Consider the following 18,731-nt stretch of genomic DNA (forward strand, 5'->3'; position numbering starts at 1 on the left):
TCGGTGGGTAACGCATGATCCGTTTAACTCTTAAAGAGATAGCAGCAGCGGTTGAGGGCCAAATCAGTGGTCCAATGAATGACGCTGATTTAGAAATAACCAGTGTCACTACTGACACGAGACAAATCGCGGCGGGGGACTTATTTATTGCCTTAGTGGGCGCCTCGTTTGATGGTCATGAATTTGTTGCTCAGGCGGCGCAATTGGGTGCAGCAGCTGTGATTGTCGAGCGTTTGCTGGATGTGGATGTCTCACAAATTGTGGTCGCCGATAGTCAGCATGCATTAGGAGCGCTGGGCGCGTATGTTAAGGCCAAGGTTAATCCTAAAACCGTGGCCATCACCGGCAGTAACGGCAAAACCACCACCAAAGAAATGGTGGCGGCCATTTTGGGTCTTGAAGGTAAGGTGCTGGCTACCGCGGGTAATTTTAACAATGAAATTGGCGTGCCCTTAACCTTATTACGCCTCACTTATGAACATCAATTTGCAGTGATTGAATTGGGTGCTAATCACAAGGGTGAAATTGCCTATACCAGCTCATTAACTCGTCCAGATGTTGCGCTGATAAATAACGTCATGCCGGCACACATCGAAGGTTTTGGTTCTATTCAAGGTGTCGCGCAAGCCAAAAGTGAAATTTTCTCAGGCTTAAAAGAGCACGGTGTGGCGATTGTTAACGGCGACAGCGATTTCTTAAGCTATTGGCAACAAAGAGTAAAAGAGAAGCCCTTAAAGTGGTTCTCCCGCCAAAACCAAGATGCTCATGTATTTGCAACCGACGTCGCGCTTAATGAGCAAGGTCTAGCTTCCTTTATTTTGCACGCTCCTCAAGGTCAGCAAGCTATTAGCCTGCCCGTACCGGGATTGCATAATGTATCAAATGCCTTAGCGGCAGCCAGTTTATGTTTAGAGATAGGTGTTAGCTTAGCGACTATTGCCAACGGTTTTACCCACATGCAAGCGGCCAAAGGTCGTCTAAATGTGCATCAAGTGCGTCCAGGTTTAACCTTGATTGACGACACCTATAATGCCAATTTAGCGTCGGCTCAGGCGGCGATTGATTTACTTACGCTGTATCCGGGTAAGCACATTTTTGTGGTGGGTGATATGGGCGAGTTAGGTGACCAAGCACGTGAATATCATCAAGAATTAGGCGAGTATGCGCTAGCCAAACAAGTGGATGCCGTGGCTGCCGTGGGCGTTTTGAGCTTGCATACTGCCGAAGGAGCCGCTAGTGTCGGCCATTATTTTTCTGACAAGGCACCTTTGTATGCCTGGTTAACAGAACAATTATCAAACCAAGAGCAACCCATTAGCATTTTAGTGAAAGGCTCACGCAGTGCCCATATGGAAGAAGTTGTTGCATTTATCAATCAAAATCAAAAGGCACAAGCATGTTAGTGTGGCTGGCTGAGCTATTAACGGCTCATTTTTCTTTTTTCAACGTGGTGTCATACCTGACGTTTCGTGCTGTCATGAGTATTTTAACCGCATTAGTGGTTGCCTTATGGATGGGACCTAAGTTGATCCGCCGGTTACAGCTGCTGCAAATTGGTCAGGTAGTGCGCCACGATGGTCCAGAATCTCACTTTAGTAAACGCGGCACGCCTACAATGGGCGGAGTATTAATCGTTGCTGCCATTGCTATTTCAACCTTGCTTTGGGCACGCTTAGATAACAGCTACATTTGGGTGTTACTCTTTGTGTTATTTAGCTTTGCGGCTATTGGTTTTGTGGATGATTACCGCAAGGTGATCCGTAAAAACACCGATGGCTTGATTGCCCGCTGGAAATACTTTTGGCTCTCTGCTGCGGCGATTTCAGTGGCGGCATTTTTGTATTTTACCGCTAACACGGAAGGGCAAACACAATTGGTGGTGCCTTTCTTTAAAGATGTGATGCCGCAACTTGGCCTGTTTTTTATTATCTGGACTTATTTCGTTATCGTGGGCAGCAGTAATGCTGTTAACCTCACCGATGGCCTTGATGGCCTCGCCATTATGCCAACGGTCATGGTCGCCGCGGCGTTTGGTATCATTGCCTATCTAACGGGTAACGTGAATTTCTCATCTTATTTGTTTATTCCTTACATCCCACAAGCCAGTGAGGTGTTGGTGGTTTGTATGGCGATCGTGGGTGCAGGACTTGGCTTCTTGTGGTTTAACACCTATCCAGCCCAAGTGTTTATGGGCGATGTGGGCTCGCTCTCGTTGGGTGCTTTATTAGGAACCATTGCGGTATTGGTTCGCCAAGAAATTCTTCTGGTGATAATGGGCGGGGTCTTCGTGATGGAAACCTTGTCGGTGATTTTACAAGTGGGCTCGTACAAGTTACGTCGTCAGCGTATTTTTCGCATGGCCCCGATCCACCATCATTATGAGTTAAAAGGTTGGCCTGAGCCGCGGGTTATCGTGCGGTTTTGGATCATTACTTTGGTGTTGGTTTTAGTCGGACTGGTTACGCTTAAGTTGCGTTAATTTGGAGTAGGCAAAGATTTATGTCATTGCATAACAAGCAAAAAATTGTAATTTTAGGGCTGGGAATGACCGGCCTGTCTTGCGTTGACTATTGCTTGCAATTAGGCGTTATTCCGGCGGTTGTGGATACGCGTGCCGAGCCACCAGGAAAAGATAAGTTACCTGAGCATGTACCGCTTTATGCCGGCGAAATTCCGCAAACTTTGCTTAATCAAGCCGATTTGATCATTGCCAGCCCAGGTATTGCATTGGCGTCGCCAGCATTAGCGCAAGCTGCTGCCAATGGCGTTGAGATCATCGGCGATATTGAGTTGTTTGCGCGCGCGGTGCAAAAGCCCGTTATCGCTATCACTGGCTCGAATGGAAAAAGCACAGTAACCAGTTTAGTGGGTGAGATGGCGCAGCAAGCCGGCATTAAAGTGGGTGTTGGCGGCAATATCGGCGTGCCTGCACTGTCGTTACTTGAGCAAGACTGCGATCTTTATGTGCTTGAGCTGTCTAGTTTTCAACTAGAAACTACCCATAGCCTTAAGCCTTATGTGGCCACAGTGCTCAATGTTTCTGAAGATCATATGGATCGTTATGACTCGTTTGCAGCTTATCGCCAAGCTAAGATGAGTATTTATCACAACGCCACTCATGTGTTAGTGAACCGAGATGATCCGCTGACTTTCCCTGAAACGACATCGGCCAACATTGTTTCTTTTGGTACCGATGCAGAAGATGACTATGGCTTAAAACCCAGCTCGGTTGGCTACGAGTTAACTCAGGGCGAGCAAACATTGCTTTGCAGTGATGAGTTGCGTCTTTCTGGACTACACAATCTAGCCAATGTGCTAGCTGCATTAGCCATTGCTGATCTTGCCGGAATTGAACGTGAGGCGGCAATCAATGCGGCTAAACAGTACCAAGGGCTAGCTCATCGCTGTGAATTTATAAAACAAGTGAACGGTGTGCGTTGGATCAATGATTCTAAGGCAACCAATGTTGGCGCTACCCTTGCCGCCATTGATGGTTTGGCTCCGGTTATCCAAGGTCAGTTGCATTTGATTGCTGGTGGTGATGGTAAAGGAGGTGATTTTAGCCCTCTTGCTCCGGCTTTCGCTGAGCGGATTGCCAGTGTGGTGTGTTTTGGCCAAGACAAGGCAGAAATTGCCCGTTTGCATGATAAATGTGTCATTGTCGATAACTTAGACGCCGCCGTTGCCCATTGCGCGAATCTTGCTCAAGCGGGTGATTGGGTGCTGCTGTCTCCGGCTTGTGCCAGTTTAGATATGTACCCTAACTATATGGCTCGCGGCGATCATTTCCGCCAGTTAGTGGAGGCAATGCCATGCCATTGAGCCGATTAAAAAGCTGGCTATTTCCAGCTGCCACGCAAAGCTTTTATGACCGTCAATTGGTGATATTGGCGTTGAGTCTGGTGGTAATCGGTTTAATTATGGTGGCATCGGCGTCGATTCCTGAAGGTATCGCATTGCAAAATGATCCCATGATGTTTGTTAAGCGCCATGGGGTATTTGTGGTTGCCGCTCTGATCATCGGCTCAGTCGTATTGATGCTGCCGATCAGTTTTTGGCAAGAAAACAGTGGGCGATTTTTATTGCTGGCTATCGTGATGTTGATTGCGGTGCTTATTGTTGGCCGCAGTGTGAATGGTGCGGTGCGCTGGATAGGCGTTGGCCCAATAAACATTCAACCTGCTGAGTTTGCTAAGTTTGCCCTGTTTGCTTATCTTGCTAGCTATTTGGTTAGGCGTCAGCAAGAAGTTCAAGAAACCTTAAAAGGCTTTTTTAAACCTCTGATTGTGTTGTTTGTGTTAGCCACCTTATTGCTAGCGCAGCCGGATTTAGGCTCTGTGGTGGTGATGATGGTGACCACGGTTGGCTTACTCTTTTTAGCCGGAGCTAAGTTAGGGCAATTTATTGCTATTTTGATCACTGGGGTATCGGCGGTTATTTTATTGATCGTGGTTGAACCTTATCGAATGCGCCGAGTCACTTCATTTTTAGACCCTTGGCAAGATCCCTTCGGTAGCGGTTACCAGTTAACGCAATCCTTGATGGCATTTGGTCGTGGTGGCTGGTTTGGTCAAGGCCTAGGTAACTCGGTGCAAAAGCTGGAGTACTTACCTGAGGCTCACACCGACTTTGTATTTGCCATTTTAGCGGAAGAAACCGGCTTTTTTGGTGTTATGGTAGTGTTGGGTTTACTGCTGTGGTTAGCGATGAAGGCGCTATTAATCGGTAAAAAAGCGCTGCAACACGACCAGCTTTATAGCGGTTATTTGGCGATGGCAATTGGGATCTGGTTTAGCTTTCAAACCGCGGTCAACATAGGCGCTGCGGCGGGTATTTTGCCCACTAAGGGCTTGACCTTACCATTAGTGAGTTATGGTGGCTCAAGTTTGTTAATGATGGCTTTAGCGGTAGGAATATTAGTGCGCATTGATTACGAATTCCGTCGTGATACCTGCCAAGCATTGGAGGTAAAGCATGACAGCTGAAGCCGCAGTTAAACAACAAAAAACTTTATTAGTGATGGCGGGAGGCACAGGTGGCCATGTGTTTCCGGGGATTGCCGTTGCTAAGGCCTTAGCTGAGCAAGGTTGGCAGATCCGCTGGCTGGGCACGGCGGATAGAATGGAAGCCCAGTTGGTGCCTAAACACGGCTTTTCCATTGATTTTATAGATATTGCTGGCGTGCGTGGGAATGGTTTGAAGCGCTTATTACTGGCGCCATTTCGTATCGTCAAATCTATCTTGCAGGCGCGTAAGGTATTGCGCCAACATCAACCCGATGTGGTTTTGGGGATGGGCGGTTTTGCCAGTGGACCGGGTGGCATTGCCAGTTGGCTACAAGGTATTCCCTTGGTGTTGCACGAGCAAAATGCGGCAGCGGGCATGACCAATCGAATTTTGGCCAAGTTTGCCACGCGCGTCTTGATGGCGTTTCCGGATACCTTTGCTGGTGCAGAATTAGTCGGCAATCCAGTGCGCGCCGAAGTGGTGGCACTTGCGTCTGAGCCAATTGTTGCACCCAAGGAGCCGTTAAAGGTACTCGTGGTAGGGGGCAGCTTAGGGGCCAAGGTACTCAATGAGACAGTGCCTCAAGCCATCGCCCAGTTAAGTAACAATAGCGTGCGGGTTCGTCATCAAACGGGTAAAGGCAATAGCTCTGCGGTAAGCCAAGCTTATCAGCAGCAGGGCGTGGATTTATCTCAGGTAACGGCCACCGATTTTATTGATGATATGGCCGAGGCTTATCAATGGGCCGATGTGGTGGTGTGTCGCGCTGGCGCGTTAACCGTGTCTGAGCTCGCGGTAGCGGGTGTTGCGGCGATATTTGTGCCATTACCCCATGCGGTTGATGACCATCAAACGAAAAATGCATTGAGCTTGGCAGCAGAGCAAGCCGGTATTCTGATGCCGCAATCGGCATTAACGCCAGCTGCCTTAGCCGAGCAATTAAACCAATTTATGCAGCAGCCCCAAGCCGTGGTCGCAATGGCTACCAAGGCTCGTCAATTAGGCATCACAGATGCTACGCAGCGGGTTGCAGCTATATGTAATGAATTAACAGAGAGTCGTAAATGAGCAAAGTTGAGCTAGATAAATTAAGAGCCATGATCCCTGAAATGCGCCGCGTAAAACAAATTCACTTTGTTGGCATCGGCGGGGCAGGCATGGGCGGTATTGCTGAGGTCTTGCTCCACGAGGGTTATCATATTACCGGCTCTGACATAGGTGAAAACCAAGTGGTGCAGCGTCTGCGTAACCTTGGCGCAACCATTACTATCGGTCATGATGCACAAAATATTACCGGCGCATCTGTGGTGGTGGTATCAACCGCCATTAATAAAGAAAACCCAGAAATTATCGCGGCAACCGAGTTACGTATTCCGATTGTAAGACGTGCAGAAATGTTGGCTGAGTTAATGCGCTATCGTCACGGTGTTGCGATTGCCGGCACCCACGGAAAAACCACCACCACGAGTTTGATTGCAAGCATTTATGGTGAAGCCGAGCGCGATCCAACTTTTGTTATCGGTGGTTTGTTAAACAGTGCGGGCACCAATGCCAAACTGGGAGCTAGCCGTTATTTGATTGCCGAAGCAGATGAAAGTGATGCGTCGTTTTTACATCTGCAGCCTATGGTGTCTGTGGTCACCAACATTGAAGCCGACCACATGGACACGTATCAAGGTGATTTTGAAGTTTTAAAGAATACTTTTGTTGAATTTTTGCATAATTTGCCATTTTACGGGGTGGCCGTATTGTGTATTGATGATGCGGTGGTTGAATCATTATTGCCAAGAGTCGGACGTCAATATGTCACCTATGGCTTTTCCGACCACGCTGATGTGCGCGTTTCTGATTTCGTACAAACAGCCAGCGCTTGCCACTTTAATGTGCACCGCAAGGACAAGGCGCCACTTGCCATTCATTTGAACTTACCCGGTCGTCACAATGCGTTAAATGCAGCAGCGGCGATTGCCGTCGCCAGTGAAGACAATATCGAAGATCAAGCTATTGTTACAGCGCTTGAGAAGTTTGCTGGCATAGGTCGACGCTTTGAGCATTATGGAGAATTTGATACGGGTCGTGGTAAAGCTATGTTGGTGGATGACTATGGACATCATCCAAGTGAGGTGTTGGCCACGATTAAAGCCGCTAAAGCAGGCTGGCCAGAGCGTCGTTTAGTAATGGCTTATCAGCCACACCGTTTTACCCGAACGCGTGATTTATATGAAGACTTTGCGACTGTGTTGTCGCAAGTTGACCAATTGATTCTACTAGATGTGTATGCTGCGGGTGAGCAACCTATTCCAGGCGCTGACAGTCGGGCATTATGTCGTACTATCCGTCAACGTAGTGATAAAGAGCCGATTCATGTTGCAACCGTTGCGGAATTGCCAAGTGTATTAGCAGATATTTTACAAGATGGTGATTTAGTACTGACTCAAGGTGCGGGCAATATCGGCGCGGCGGTTAAAGATCTGGCCAAATTTGAGCTAAATGTGGCCGCAATGAAGCAAGCCGCAGCCCAAGTTTAAAAAAAGACTGAATTTTTATTGAGTTTTGGATGATTTATTGGTGTTAAACACAGTAATGAGATTGAACCCAGCACAATGCTCGATATAATGCAGCGTTTGTAACATTTTTTTACGAAATGGTTGCACTCTGTTGCAGGTTAGCAGACTGAGGTCTACTAACAATTTTGAAAGGAAAAGCAGTGACGGCACGTGTCGCTAAACGAAATAGGAAAGAAAAGTCTAAGGAGCAAGCGCCAGTTAATGATGGCCATGCTCCGAGTCGAGCAGCATTTTTCGCTGGTCTGGCTTTTTTTATCTGTGTGCTGATTGGTCTGTATTGGACTGGCTTGAAGGTATCGCAATGGTTAACTGACCAAAAGCAATTACCCATGAGCGAACTGATTTTGTTAGGTGAACGCCAATATGTGAGCGATGATGAAGTGCGCCAAGTGTTACTCGCAATTCCTGAATCGCAAAACTTTTTCACTTTAGATGTGAATCAGTTGCAAGAAAATTTACAAAGTTTGCCATGGGTTTACTCAGCTTCAGTACGTAAACGCTGGCCCGATAGATTAAAAGTGTTTTTACAAGAGCAACGACCCAGTGCTTTTTGGAATGAAGTTGACCTGTTAAACATTAAAGGTGAGGTGTTCAATGCACCGCAGGATAAGATTAAAGACCCTTTAGTGTATTTGTATGGTCCAGAGCATAGCTCTAAAGAAGTGTTGGAAGTGTACCAGCAGTTGGAAAGCTTGTTGGCGTTAAATGGGTTTAGTATTGAAGCCGTTGAATTGACCCACAGATATGCGTGGAATATTCAATTAAAACAAGGTATCGAGCTAAAGCTAGGGCGTGAACAACGAGTTGATAGGGTACAAAGGTTTATTGATATTTATCCATTACTGGATGCACAAAAAGTCGCTTACGTAGATTTACGGTATGACACCGGCGTAGCGGTAGGTTGGAAACCAGAAAGAGAGCCAGATGACCAAAGCAACGGATAAAAAATTAATTGTTGGTTTAGATATAGGGAGCACTAAGGTCGCCGCGTTGATAGGTGAAGTGTTGCCCGATGGCGAACTTAATATTATCGGTACCGGAATTCATAAATCCAAAGGGATGGATAAAGGTGGCGTGAACGATCTTGACTCCGTTGTTAAATCGGTGGAGCGTGCGCTACGTGAAGCTGAGTTAATGGCCGATTGCCAGATCACGTCTGTCTATTTAGGTATTTCCGGTAAACATATTAGCTGCCAAAACGAAATTGGCATGGTGCCGATTTCCGATGAAGAAGTCACTCAAGATGACGTCGATAACGTTATTCATACCGCTAAATCGGTGCGGATCCGCGATGAACACAGGATCTTACACGTGCTCGCGCAAGAATTTGCTATCGATTACCAAGAGGGCATCAAAAATCCAGTGGGCTTGTCGGGCGTGAGGATGCAAGCCAAAGTGCATCTGATCACATGCCATAACGACATGGCAAAAAATATTGTGAAAGCGGTGGAACGATGTGATTTAAAAGTCGACCAGCTGATTTTTTCTGCGTTGGCATCGAGTTATGCGGTGTTAACCGAAGATGAAAAAGAGCTAGGCGTGTGTGTGGTGGATATTGGCGGTGGCACCATGGATTTAGCTGTATTTACTGGTGGGGCATTGCGCCACACGGCCGTGATCCCTTATGCAGGAAATGCGGTGACCAGTGATATTGCTTACGCATTCGGTACGCCTCCATCTGATGCAGAAGTGGTAAAAGTCAAATATGGCTGTGCCATGGGCTCCTTGGTAAGTCGTGAAGACACCATCGAAGTGCCAAGCGTAGGTGGGCGTCCAGCACGTAGCTTACAGCGCCAAACCTTAGCCGAGGTGATTGAGCCACGCTATAGCGAATTACTTGGCTTGGTGAAGCAAGAGCTAGATAAGTTACAAGAGAAATTGAAGAAGCAAGGGGTTAAGCACCAACTTGCAGCGGGCGTGGTACTAACAGGTGGCGCGGCGCAAATTGAAGGCTTAGTTGAAACCGCTGAGGTCACTTTTCAATCTCAGGTAAGAATAGGTAAGCCCCTTAATGTAAAAGGCTTAACGGAATATGTAGATTCACCCGTGTATTCAACTGTGGTGGGGCTATTGCAATATCAAAAAGCAAACCAGATAACGACATGGCAAGAGAAAGAGCAAAGTCATGGTATTGGCTCGATAGCAAAGCGAGTTCATAGCTGGTTTAAAGGCGAGTTTTAATTTTTTTTGCGAACAGGCAAAGCAAACGGAGAGGAAATTATGTTTGAGATAATGGACAGTCATGCTGACGAAGCTGTCATTAAAGTTGTTGGTGTAGGTGGTGGCGGCGGTAACGCTGTTGAGCATATGTTAACGCAAAATATTGAGGGTGTTGAATTTATTTCTGTTAACACCGATGCTCAAGCGCTGCGTAATTCAAATGCTGGCACCACGTTACAAATTGGCTCTGGTATTACCAAAGGCCTAGGTGCGGGTGCAAATCCTGAAGTGGGTCGTGAAGCAGCCCTTGAAGATCGCGAAGCCATTAAAGAGCTACTTGATGGCTCTGATATGGTGTTTATCGCCGCAGGTATGGGCGGTGGTACAGGTACTGGTGCTGCGCCTGTGGTCGCGAGCATCGCCAAAGAATTGGGTATTTTAACCGTTGCGGTTGTGACTAAGCCTTTTGCTTTTGAAGGTAAAAAGCGTCTTAGCTATGCCGAGCAAGGCATCGCCCAACTGGCGACCGAAGTGGACTCTTTGATTACTATTCCGAACGACAAGTTGCTTAAAGTGCTTGGTCGCGGTGTCAGCTTATTAGACGCATTTAAAGCCGCGAATAACGTGCTATTTGGTGCGGTACAAGGTATTGCTGAGCTGATTACTCGTACTGGTTTAATCAACGTCGACTTTGCGGACGTTCGTACCGTAATGAAAGAAATGGGTACTGCTATGATGGGTACCGGTGTGGCTCGCGGCGATGATCGCGCTGAAGAAGCTGCTGACGCGGCGATTTCTAGCCCATTACTTGAAGATGTCGATCTTGCGGGCGCGCGCGGTATCTTAGTGAATATCACAGCTGGTTTTGATATCACCATTGAAGAATTTGAAACGGTTGGTAACGCGGTACGTACCTTTGCATCTGAAAACGCGACGGTTGTTGTGGGTGCGGTTATCGATCCTGAAATGTCAGACGAACTTCGTGTCACCGTTGTTGCAACGGGTATTGGCGGCGAGCGTAAGCCAGACATTACATTAGTTAATCCAAAACCTGTTGTACGTGAAGCCATTGGTAACACGGCGGTGATGAACGAGCCAGCGGTTGCGCCGGCAGCGCAACAAGCACCAGCGCCCGCTCCAGCTGAAGAGCCAAAAGCTAAACCAGCTGCAGAAGCAAAATCTGAGATTGACTATTTAGATATTCCTGCTTTCCTTAGAAAGCAAGCAGACTAAATAATCATCTTATTTGGAAATTCTGTGACATGTGTTAGCATGTTAGGCCATAGTGCGTGAAAAACAGTCTGATTTCGTGTAGGTGTTTTCACATATAGCGGTCAGTTAGTAATGCTCGTAATATTAAGGTGTCACTCTCTGACAGTGTTGAAATACGGAAGACTCAATGATTAAACAAAGAACAATTAAACAAAGCGTAGAAGCAACAGGCATTGGTTTGCATTCAGGTAACAAGGTCACCATGACTTTACGTCCTGCGCCCGCCAATACTGGTATTGTTTACCGTCGTGTGGATCTTGATCCCGTGGTAAGCATTAAAGCGACTGCGCATGCCGTGCAAGAAAGCATGCTTTGTACTTGTTTAGTAAACGAGTCGGGTGAAAAAATCTCGACTGTTGAGCACCTAAGTGCAGCATTAGCAGGCCTAGGAATCGACAACATAGTGATCGATGTTGACGCACCAGAAATTCCAATTATGGATGGCAGTGCCAGCCCATTTGTGTTCTTACTGCAGTCAGCCGGTATTGAAGAATTAAGCGCAGCCAAGAAATTTATCCGCATCAAGCAGCCTGTTCGCGTAGAAGATGGGGATAAATGGGCTGAGCTGAATCCGACTAAAAAGGGATTCCGCTTAGACTTTGAAATTGACTTTGCTCATCCGGTGATTGAAGGCCAAAACCAGCATATCGTCAGTGAGTTTTCTGGCCCTTGGTTTTTGAAGCAAATCAGCCGCGCGCGTACCTTTGGTTTTATGCGTGACGTTGAGTATTTGCAGTCGAATAACTTAGCTCTGGGTGCTAGTTTAGATAACGCGATTGGTCTGGATGATTACCGCGTGCTAAACGAAGATGGTCTTCGTTACGAAGATGAATTCGTTAAGCATAAGGTGCTCGATGCTATCGGTGATTTATACTTAAGTGGTTACACCATCTTGGGTGAACTAAAAGCATATAAAACCGGCCATGCACTTAACAACAAACTGTTGTGCGCTTTATTAGCCGATGAAAATGCATGGGAAATGGTCAGCTTTGAGCAAGAAGCAGAGCAAGCCGTAACCTACTTGTCACCACTATTAGCTTAGTCTGATTGGTGGCATAAACTTAGCTATAGTCATATCTAGCTATCAAGAGCTATCACTATGAGTCATAGTTTATGGTGTTAGGTATTTTTTAAGCGATTAAATTTGGGCTTAGACTTTCGTGCTAGCCGTCATTGTCTGCACTGGCTTTTCTCTCTGTTGCCAGTGCAGCTAATCTTTCGAGTTTTTCTTTTAAACTTCCCGATGCATGTTCAGCCGCACTTAATATATAGCCCGCAGATGTGCTAGATATGACGCGTGGATTCGCTTTATAAGTGACAGTAGGGGGATTTGATGGAGTGGTTTTATGTGCTAAAGCAGGATTAATTTTTGCTTCGATGCTGACAAGGGAAGGTAAATGTTGACGCAGTTCAGACAAAATATCTGAACGCTTTTGATTAAAGCGCGTTAACCAAACAGCACTGGGCAAGGCGATGAATAGGGTTCCAGTTCTGAAATTTGCGATCTTACCATGTTTTATCTGGTGTCGTTCCAGCACGCTTTGTAGTACCCTGTCGAGCGCTGATAATTGATCAGCGCGTTCTTTTAATTTTCTGAAATTGACATCAGAGGCTAATTGAGTCAGCGCACAAGGATGATTTTTACGCATCTTAGTTAGGTCTAATCGAGTAGTATAAGCATGAGTGTAACAGTAATTTACGCCGGTCAGAAACATCGGCATAGCATAGTCATAAAACTAAAGTGGATTTGGTTTTTATTAGTACTATTTGCTTTTATCACCGCCATGGTTGGTCATCGCCTCTATGACGGCTATTCTGCCACGATAATGCAATATAAGATCGCCAGTATTACCGGTAATTTAAGCAAAGAAAATGAGCAGTTAAAACGGCTGAAACAACAATCAGATCAGCAGTTAGTGTTACTTGCCACCAAAGTGGGAGAGCTGCAGGCGCAGGTGAGCCGGTTAAATGCCTTAGGCGGTCGCTTAGCGGAACAGGCAGAACTGGAAGACGGCGAGTTTGATTTTTCCCAGCCAATGCCGATGGGCGGCCCTATCAGCGATCACGATTTAGTGTTGAGTGTTGACCTTAAAACACTCACCCAACAGATTGAAGAAGTGGCATTTGAAATAAAAAATAACGAAGAACAAATGCAACTACTTGAATCTGTGTTGATGAATCACCATATCTCTAATGACAGTATGATCCATGGCATGCCAGTTAAAGGTAAAGGCTATATCACTTCACTGTTTGGTGTGCGCAGCGACCCATTTACGGGACGAGCTCGCTATCATAAAGGGGTAGATATTGCGGGTCGCAATGGTATGCCTATTACCGCCACGGCGGCAGGCATAGTGACATGGGCTGGCACCAAAACCGGTTATGGTAAATTAGTTGAGATAAATCATGGTGATGGATTCTCGACACGGTATGCTCACGCTAAAGAGATCAATGTCTCTGAAGGGGACGTGGTGACCCGAGGACAGACCATCGCTTTAATGGGAACCACAGGTCGCTCCACAGGGCCGCATGTGCATTACGAAGTAATAAAAGATGGACAGCAGGTTAATCCCCGTAAGTATATTTACCGCAAAGCTGGCTAATACTGATTTAAAAATAACTTAACTTGCCAAGGATTGAGCAAGATTTAATAAAAACACGCGAGAGTTGATAGATGTTTAACAAAATAATAACCAAAATTATCGGCAGCAGAAACGACAGACTTCTTAAAAAACTAGGTAAAGTTGTTAAACAGATCAATGGTCTAGAAGCAGAGTTTGAAGCCTTAAGCGATGCAGAGTTAAAAGCAAAAACCCAAGAATTTAAAGAAGCATACCAGCAAGGTAAAAGCTTAGACGAACTTCTGCCAGAAGCCTTCGCTGTGGTAAGAGAAGGCTCAAAGCGTGTATTTGGCATGCGCCATTTTGACGTGCAGCTATTGGGCGGCATGATCTTACATGATAACAAGATAGCTGAAATGCGCACCGGTGAAGGTAAAACCCTGACCGCGACCTTACCTGCTTATCTCAATGCGATCACCGGCAAAGGTGTGCACGTTATTACCGTGAACGACTATCTGGCCAAGCGTGACGCCGAGTGGAACCAACGTCTATTTGAATTTCTTGGCCTAACGGTTGGCATTAACCTTTCGGGTATGAGCCCAGATGAAAAACGTGCCGCTTATGCCGCTGACATTACTTACGGTACCAACAACGAATTTGGGTTTGATTACCTACGTGACAATATGGCGTTTGAACCACAAGCGCGTACCCAGCGTGAACTTTATTACGCCATTGTCGATGAAGTGGACTCCATCTTAATTGATGAAGCGCGTACCCCTTTGATTATTTCCGGCCCAACGGAAGGTAACCAAGATCTTTACATCAAATTAGATAAGATCATTCCGCTACTTGAGAAGCAAGATAAGGAAGACACTGAAGAATACGTTGGTGAAGGTGACTACACCGTTGATGAAAAGAGCAAGCAGGTATTTTTAACCGAGCGCGGCCAAATCAAAGTTGAAGAGATTCTGCAAGAGCGTGGCATTCTCGGCGAAGACGAGTCACTGTTTTCGGCTTCAAGTATTTCAATCTTGCATCATGTTAACGCCGCATTACGTGCTCATACCTTATTTGAAAAAAATGTCGATTACATCGTCAACCCTGACAACGAGATTGTGATTGTTGATGAACACACTGGACGTACTATGCCAGGGCGTCGTTGGTCAGAAGGTTTGCATCAGGCGGTTGAAGCCAAAGAAGGTGTTAAAATTCAAAATGAGAACCAAACACTGGCTTCTATTACCTTCCAAAATTACTTCCGTTTATACGATAAGTTAGCGGGTATGACAGGTACAGCCGATACCGAAGCATTTGAATTCCAAAGTATCTATGGCTTAGAAACCGTGGTAACCCCAACTAATAAACCTATGGTTCGTAAAGACATGGGTGACTTGGTTTACCTTACGACAGCAGAAAAATACGATGCCATTATCGAAGACATCAAGGACTGTGTTGAGCGCAAGCAGCCTGTACTAGTGGGCACCGTATCCATCGAAAGCTCAGAGATTTTGTCTAATCTTTTGAACAAAGCAAAAATCAAGCACCAAGTACTTAACGCCAAATTCCATGAAAAAGAAGCTGAAATTGTGGCTCAAGCGGGTACGCCAGGAGCGGTAACCATTGCGACCAATATGGCCGGTCGTGGTACCGACATTGTACTGGGTGGCAACTTACAAATGCGCTTAGATGATGCCCAAGAGAAAGGGGCAACGCCTGAGCAGCTAGAGGCAATCAAAGCCGATTGGCAAAAAGTACATGATGCGGTACTGGAAGCGGGTGGTTTACATATTATTGGTACCGAGCGCCACGAATCACGTCGTATCGACAACCAATTACGTGGTCGTTCTGGTCGTCAAGGGGATCCGGGTTCAAGCCGTTTCTATTTATCAATGGAAGATCCGCTGATGCGCATTTTTGCTTCAGACAAGGTTTCCAATATGATGAAAAAACTCGGTATGGAGCACGGCGAAGCCATCGAGCACCCTTGGGTTTCTCGCGCCATTGAAAATGCACAGCGTAAGGTTGAAGGCCGTAACTTTGACATGCGTAAATCGCTACTTGAATTTGATGATGTTGCCAATGACCAACGTAAAGTGATTTACGAGCAACGTAACGACTTAATGGACAGTGGCGACATTTCGGAAACCATCGAAGTGATTTGGGCAGACGTGATTAACAGCACGATCGATCAATACATTCCGCCTCAATCACTTGAGGAAATGTGGCAAGTAGCTGATTTAGAAGCCCGCTTAAAGAACGACTTTGCTTTAGAGTTGCCACTGCAAAAATGGCTAGATGATGACGATAAGATGGATGAAGAGAAGCTACGTGAGCAGATCTTAGACCAATCGCGTCTGGCTTACGCTGCGAAACAAGAAGTAGTAGGTAAGGAAGTTATCCAGAACTTTGAAAAAGCGGTGATGCTGCAAACCCTTGATGGTTTATGGAAAGAGCATCTAGCGGCGATGGATCACTTGCGTCAAGGTATTCATTTACGTGGTTATGCACAGAAGAATCCGAAACAAGAGTACAAGCGCGAATCGTTTGAGCTATTCACCGAGATGCTAGAAAACCTCAAGCATGATGTGGTTGCTATCTTGGCTAAGGTGCAAGTACAAACGCAAAATGACGTTAACGCTGTAGAGGAAAAACGTCGTCGTGAAGCCCAAGCTCAAGAACAAGCGCAAGCTTATCAGCATGCCAGCGCGCAAAGCCAGCTAGCAGAAGCCGTGGCCGAAGAGCAAGCCGAGCAAGGCACAGAAACCTTTGTCCGCGACCAACCTAAAGTAGGCCGCAATGAGCCTTGTCCATGTGGCTCAGGTAAAAAATACAAACAGTGTCACGGTAAATTAAGCTAAGCCAGATTCACTAACTTGTATTAGCTTCTGTACATTGTGGGAGCCCCAGTTATGGGGCGATTTGATATTTTCGCTGAGCAAGCTCAGCTCCCACAAACTAAGGCTCCTACAGATCCCATCTCCAGCACACTTATCAATATCCGAACAATATGAAACGAATCCACGTTGCCGCAGGCATCATTATTAATTCCAACCAGCAAGTGCTGATCAGTCGCCGTTTAGCCCATCAACATCAAGGTGGTAAATGGGAGTTTCCTGGCGGTAAGGTTGAGTCGGGTGAAACGCCTGAACAAGCACTGATACGTGAGCTTGAAGAAGAAGTCGCATTGTCTATTAAGCATGCCAGCCATTACCAATCGATCAGTTTTGATTATCCAGACAAACAAGTGTTGCTCGATTTTATGCTAAGCCAAGAGTTCACGGGCGAGGCAGCAGGGCTGGAAGGTCAAGAAGTTAAATGGGTCGCAATTTCTGAGTTAGACCAATATACCTTCCCCGACGCAAATCAGCCGATAGTGGCTAAATTAATGGCTGATTTTTAATGTTGATCATTGGTTTAACGGGGGGCATTGGCAGTGGTAAATCGGCCGCCAGTGCTTGCTTTAAGCAATTGGGCATTGAAGTAGTTGATGCCGATTTAGTGGCACGTGAAGTGGTTGCGCCGGATTCCAGTTGCGCCGCATTGGCGCAAATTACGGCTCACTTTGGCCAAGGTATTTTGACCAATAAAGGTGAGCTAGATAGAGCTAAGTTACGTCAGCTGATCTTTCAAGACCCAGAAGAAAAAGCTTGGTTAAATGCGCTGCTACATCCGCTAATCCGCCAATCTATGTTGGCGCAGCTTAATGCCTGCAATGGGCCTTATGCTATCTTAGAAGCCCCTTTGTTAATTGAAAACCAGTTGCAGCAATACATCAATAAGCTCATTGTGGTTGATGTGCCTGAATCGCTGCAAGTGAGCCGCGCCATGGCGCGAGATAATAATAGCCAAGCGCAGATCCGCGCCATCATGGCAGCGCAAGTTTCTCGTCAACAGCGTCTTGAACAGGCTGATTTTGTATTAGACAACTCAGGTTCTTTGAGCGAGTTACAGCAGCAAGTCGGTGCCTTGCATCAGCAGTTGATCAGTATGACACTAAATTAATCGAGATCAGGCTCAACATTTTGTCATATAAGCGCTACACTCTGTGCTTTGTTATCAGTTCTAGGTTTTTTATCTCTAAATGGTCATTTTTGAACATCCACTAAATGAAAAAAGCAGAAGTTATCTTCGTCTTGAGTATATCTTTGAGCAAATAGCAAAAAGCCGTCATTTAGCCGCGCCTAGCGACCCCGAGGCCTTTTTTAAGGGGATCCTAGATCTGCATGAGCTAATGGAGCGCTGTGAGGTGCGTGCTGATTTAACGAAAGATTTAGAAAGGCACCTTGCCTCAGTAAATCATTGGGCCACCATTCCAGGTGTGGACCAAAGTCGTATTTCTATGCTGCAGCAGCAACTGAATCAGTTTATTTATCAGCTACCTCGATTAAGCCGGATCACCCAAACCTTAAAGGAAGATCGCTTTTTATCTTCGGTGCGCCAACGTTTTTCGATACCCGGTGGTCTGTGTAGCTTTGATTTGCCTCAGCTTTACTTCTGGCTAAACTTAACTGAAGAAGAAAAAGCGGCGGATTGTAAGCGCTGGCTAGCCGACTTTCAGCCCTTGATTGGCGCCCTGCAGCTCAATTTAAAGCTGTGTCGCGATAGCAGTCACTTTAGCTCTGTAGTGGCTAAAAATGGCTTTTACCAAGACGTAGCGGAGAATGCTGACATTATTCGGATTAAGATATCGCCGACGTTAGGATTTTACCCAACTGTGAGTGGCCACAAAACCCGCTATGCTATTCGCTTTTTGCCCCATGGTGACGAGCAAGCGCAAGATATACCGTTCCAAATCGCCAGCTGTTAAAGGTAGAGTTCATGAGTATTACTAAAGTCAATTGTCCAACCTGCCAAGCCGAGGTGTTATGGCAACCCTCATCAACATTTCGCCCATTTTGCAGCGAGCGTTGCAAGTTAATTGATTTAGGCGAATGGGCCGATGAAGAAAAGCGCATTGCAGGAGAGCCCGCATTTGCGCCAGAGAAACAAGATCCAGAAGATTTCTAGTAGGTCGTCTAGGAGCGATTTTTAAATCGCGAATAACCAGCCCTTAACGCATTGTTTCGCTGTATAAATATAGCTCCCATTTCTGTTGCGCTGATTGATTGGTCTTTTTTGTAGGACCTGAGCTTGCTCAGGGAATGAGTGATATGTTCGCCGAGCG

At 46.3% G+C, this 18,731-nt stretch carries 17 protein-coding genes; 16 read left to right on the top strand and 1 reads right to left on the bottom strand.

What is annotated here, in order from left to right; all coding sequences use genetic code 11:
- Positions 1-14: 14 nt before the first annotated feature.
- The 10 genes from ACK8OT_RS07825 (at position 15) to lpxC (ending at position 12,048) form a co-directional block, all read left to right on the top strand.
- Positions 15-1,403, top strand: a complete 1,389-nt coding sequence (locus ACK8OT_RS07825) for a UDP-N-acetylmuramoyl-tripeptide--D-alanyl-D-alanine ligase (protein WP_410195942.1) — start codon at positions 15-17, stop codon at positions 1,401-1,403.
- Positions 1,397-2,479: a phospho-N-acetylmuramoyl-pentapeptide-transferase gene (mraY, locus tag ACK8OT_RS07830; RefSeq protein WP_410195943.1), complete on the top strand. Its 1,083-nt coding sequence runs from the start codon at positions 1,397-1,399 to the stop codon at positions 2,477-2,479. The genes ACK8OT_RS07825 and mraY overlap by 7 nt, the downstream gene beginning before the upstream one ends.
- A gap of 20 nt (positions 2,480-2,499) precedes the next feature.
- Positions 2,500-3,822: a UDP-N-acetylmuramoyl-L-alanine--D-glutamate ligase gene (gene murD / locus ACK8OT_RS07835; protein ID WP_410195944.1), complete on the top strand. Its 1,323-nt coding sequence runs from the start codon at positions 2,500-2,502 to the stop codon at positions 3,820-3,822.
- On the top strand, positions 3,813-4,985 hold the full coding sequence (ftsW, locus tag ACK8OT_RS07840) for a cell division protein FtsW (protein ID WP_410195945.1): 1,173 nt from the start codon (positions 3,813-3,815) through the stop codon (positions 4,983-4,985). The genes murD and ftsW overlap by 10 nt, the downstream gene beginning before the upstream one ends.
- Positions 4,975-6,075: an undecaprenyldiphospho-muramoylpentapeptide beta-N-acetylglucosaminyltransferase gene (murG, locus tag ACK8OT_RS07845; RefSeq protein WP_410195946.1), complete on the top strand. Its 1,101-nt coding sequence runs from the start codon at positions 4,975-4,977 to the stop codon at positions 6,073-6,075. Before ftsW ends, murG begins: the two co-directional genes overlap by 11 nt.
- Entirely contained in the window at positions 6,072-7,535 is a 1,464-nt protein-coding gene (murC, locus tag ACK8OT_RS07850; protein ID WP_410195947.1) for a UDP-N-acetylmuramate--L-alanine ligase, read from the top strand. The genes murG and murC overlap by 4 nt, the downstream gene beginning before the upstream one ends.
- A 179-nt stretch (positions 7,536-7,714) precedes the next feature.
- A complete protein-coding gene (locus ACK8OT_RS07855) occupies positions 7,715-8,518 on the top strand; it encodes a cell division protein FtsQ/DivIB (protein ID WP_410195948.1) in 804 nt (267 codons plus the stop codon).
- On the top strand, positions 8,499-9,755 hold the full coding sequence (gene ftsA / locus ACK8OT_RS07860) for a cell division protein FtsA (RefSeq protein WP_410195949.1): 1,257 nt from the start codon (positions 8,499-8,501) through the stop codon (positions 9,753-9,755). The genes ACK8OT_RS07855 and ftsA overlap by 20 nt, the downstream gene beginning before the upstream one ends.
- A gap of 39 nt (positions 9,756-9,794) precedes the next feature.
- Positions 9,795-10,967, top strand: coding sequence for a cell division protein FtsZ (gene ftsZ / locus ACK8OT_RS07865; protein WP_410195950.1), 1,173 nt, complete (start codon positions 9,795-9,797; stop codon positions 10,965-10,967).
- Positions 10,968-11,133: 166 nt separating this feature from the next.
- Positions 11,134-12,048 carry a UDP-3-O-acyl-N-acetylglucosamine deacetylase gene (lpxC, locus tag ACK8OT_RS07870; RefSeq protein WP_410195951.1) on the top strand — a complete coding sequence of 305 codons (915 nt, stop codon included), beginning with the start codon at positions 11,134-11,136 and terminating at the stop codon, positions 12,046-12,048.
- 121 nt (positions 12,049-12,169) lie between these two features.
- Here the strand turns inward: lpxC and ACK8OT_RS07875 are convergent, their stop codons facing one another.
- Positions 12,170-12,655: a DUF721 domain-containing protein gene (locus ACK8OT_RS07875; RefSeq protein ID WP_410195952.1), complete on the bottom strand. Its 486-nt coding sequence runs from the start codon at positions 12,653-12,655 to the stop codon at positions 12,170-12,172.
- 30 nt (positions 12,656-12,685) lie between these two features.
- Here ACK8OT_RS07875 and ACK8OT_RS07880 point away from each other — a divergent pair, with 30 nt between their 5' ends.
- The 6 genes from ACK8OT_RS07880 to yacG all read left to right on the top strand — a co-directional run bounded on the left by ACK8OT_RS07880 (position 12,686) and on the right by yacG (position 18,574).
- Positions 12,686-13,609: a peptidoglycan DD-metalloendopeptidase family protein gene (locus tag ACK8OT_RS07880; RefSeq protein ID WP_410195953.1), complete on the top strand. Its 924-nt coding sequence runs from the start codon at positions 12,686-12,688 to the stop codon at positions 13,607-13,609.
- A 71-nt stretch (positions 13,610-13,680) separates the two neighbouring features.
- Complete coding sequence (gene secA / locus ACK8OT_RS07885; protein WP_410195954.1) at positions 13,681-16,425, top strand: preprotein translocase subunit SecA; 2,745 nt, start codon at positions 13,681-13,683, stop codon at positions 16,423-16,425.
- 149 nt (positions 16,426-16,574) lie between these two features.
- Complete coding sequence (gene mutT / locus ACK8OT_RS07890) at positions 16,575-16,967, top strand: 8-oxo-dGTP diphosphatase MutT (protein ID WP_410195955.1); 393 nt, start codon at positions 16,575-16,577, stop codon at positions 16,965-16,967.
- Complete coding sequence (gene coaE, locus ACK8OT_RS07895) at positions 16,967-17,569, top strand: dephospho-CoA kinase (RefSeq protein ID WP_410195956.1); 603 nt, start codon at positions 16,967-16,969, stop codon at positions 17,567-17,569. Before mutT ends, coaE begins: the two co-directional genes overlap by 1 nt.
- A 79-nt stretch (positions 17,570-17,648) precedes the next feature.
- Positions 17,649-18,374 (top strand): cell division protein ZapD, encoded by a 726-nt coding sequence (gene zapD / locus ACK8OT_RS07900; RefSeq protein WP_410195957.1) that lies wholly within the window; start codon positions 17,649-17,651, stop codon positions 18,372-18,374.
- 11 nt (positions 18,375-18,385) lie between these two features.
- Positions 18,386-18,574 (top strand): DNA gyrase inhibitor YacG, encoded by a 189-nt coding sequence (yacG, locus tag ACK8OT_RS07905; protein ID WP_410195958.1) that lies wholly within the window; start codon positions 18,386-18,388, stop codon positions 18,572-18,574.
- Positions 18,575-18,731 lie beyond the last annotated feature (157 nt).

The organism is Motilimonas thetidivivens (assembly GCF_046452435.1).
Classification (GTDB): domain Bacteria; phylum Pseudomonadota; class Gammaproteobacteria; order Enterobacterales; family CBDFNC01; genus Motilimonas.

Bases quoted from the DNA above. Each gene is read 5' to 3' on its own strand.
- ACK8OT_RS07825 (WP_410195942.1), top strand. From the start codon at position 15: ATGATCCGTTTAACTCTTAAAGAGATAGCAGCAGCGGTTGAGGGCCAA.
- mraY (WP_410195943.1), top strand. From the start codon at position 1,397: ATGTTAGTGTGGCTGGCTGAGCTATTAACGGCTCATTTTTCTTTTTTC.
- murD (WP_410195944.1), top strand. From the start codon at position 2,500: ATGTCATTGCATAACAAGCAAAAAATTGTAATTTTAGGGCTGGGAATG.
- ftsW (WP_410195945.1), top strand. From the start codon at position 3,813: ATGCCATTGAGCCGATTAAAAAGCTGGCTATTTCCAGCTGCCACGCAA.
- murG (WP_410195946.1), top strand. From the start codon at position 4,975: ATGACAGCTGAAGCCGCAGTTAAACAACAAAAAACTTTATTAGTGATG.
- murC (WP_410195947.1), top strand. From the start codon at position 6,072: ATGAGCAAAGTTGAGCTAGATAAATTAAGAGCCATGATCCCTGAAATG.
- ftsA (WP_410195949.1), top strand. From the start codon at position 8,499: ATGACCAAAGCAACGGATAAAAAATTAATTGTTGGTTTAGATATAGGG.
- ftsZ (WP_410195950.1), top strand. From the start codon at position 9,795: ATGTTTGAGATAATGGACAGTCATGCTGACGAAGCTGTCATTAAAGTT.
- lpxC (WP_410195951.1), top strand. From the start codon at position 11,134: ATGATTAAACAAAGAACAATTAAACAAAGCGTAGAAGCAACAGGCATT.
- ACK8OT_RS07875 (WP_410195952.1), bottom strand. From the start codon at position 12,655: ATGCGTAAAAATCATCCTTGTGCGCTGACTCAATTAGCCTCTGATGTC.
- ACK8OT_RS07880 (WP_410195953.1), top strand. From the start codon at position 12,686: ATGAGTGTAACAGTAATTTACGCCGGTCAGAAACATCGGCATAGCATA.
- secA (WP_410195954.1), top strand. From the start codon at position 13,681: ATGTTTAACAAAATAATAACCAAAATTATCGGCAGCAGAAACGACAGA.
- mutT (WP_410195955.1), top strand. From the start codon at position 16,575: ATGAAACGAATCCACGTTGCCGCAGGCATCATTATTAATTCCAACCAG.
- coaE (WP_410195956.1), top strand. From the start codon at position 16,967: ATGTTGATCATTGGTTTAACGGGGGGCATTGGCAGTGGTAAATCGGCC.
- zapD (WP_410195957.1), top strand. From the start codon at position 17,649: ATGGTCATTTTTGAACATCCACTAAATGAAAAAAGCAGAAGTTATCTT.
- yacG (WP_410195958.1), top strand. From the start codon at position 18,386: ATGAGTATTACTAAAGTCAATTGTCCAACCTGCCAAGCCGAGGTGTTA.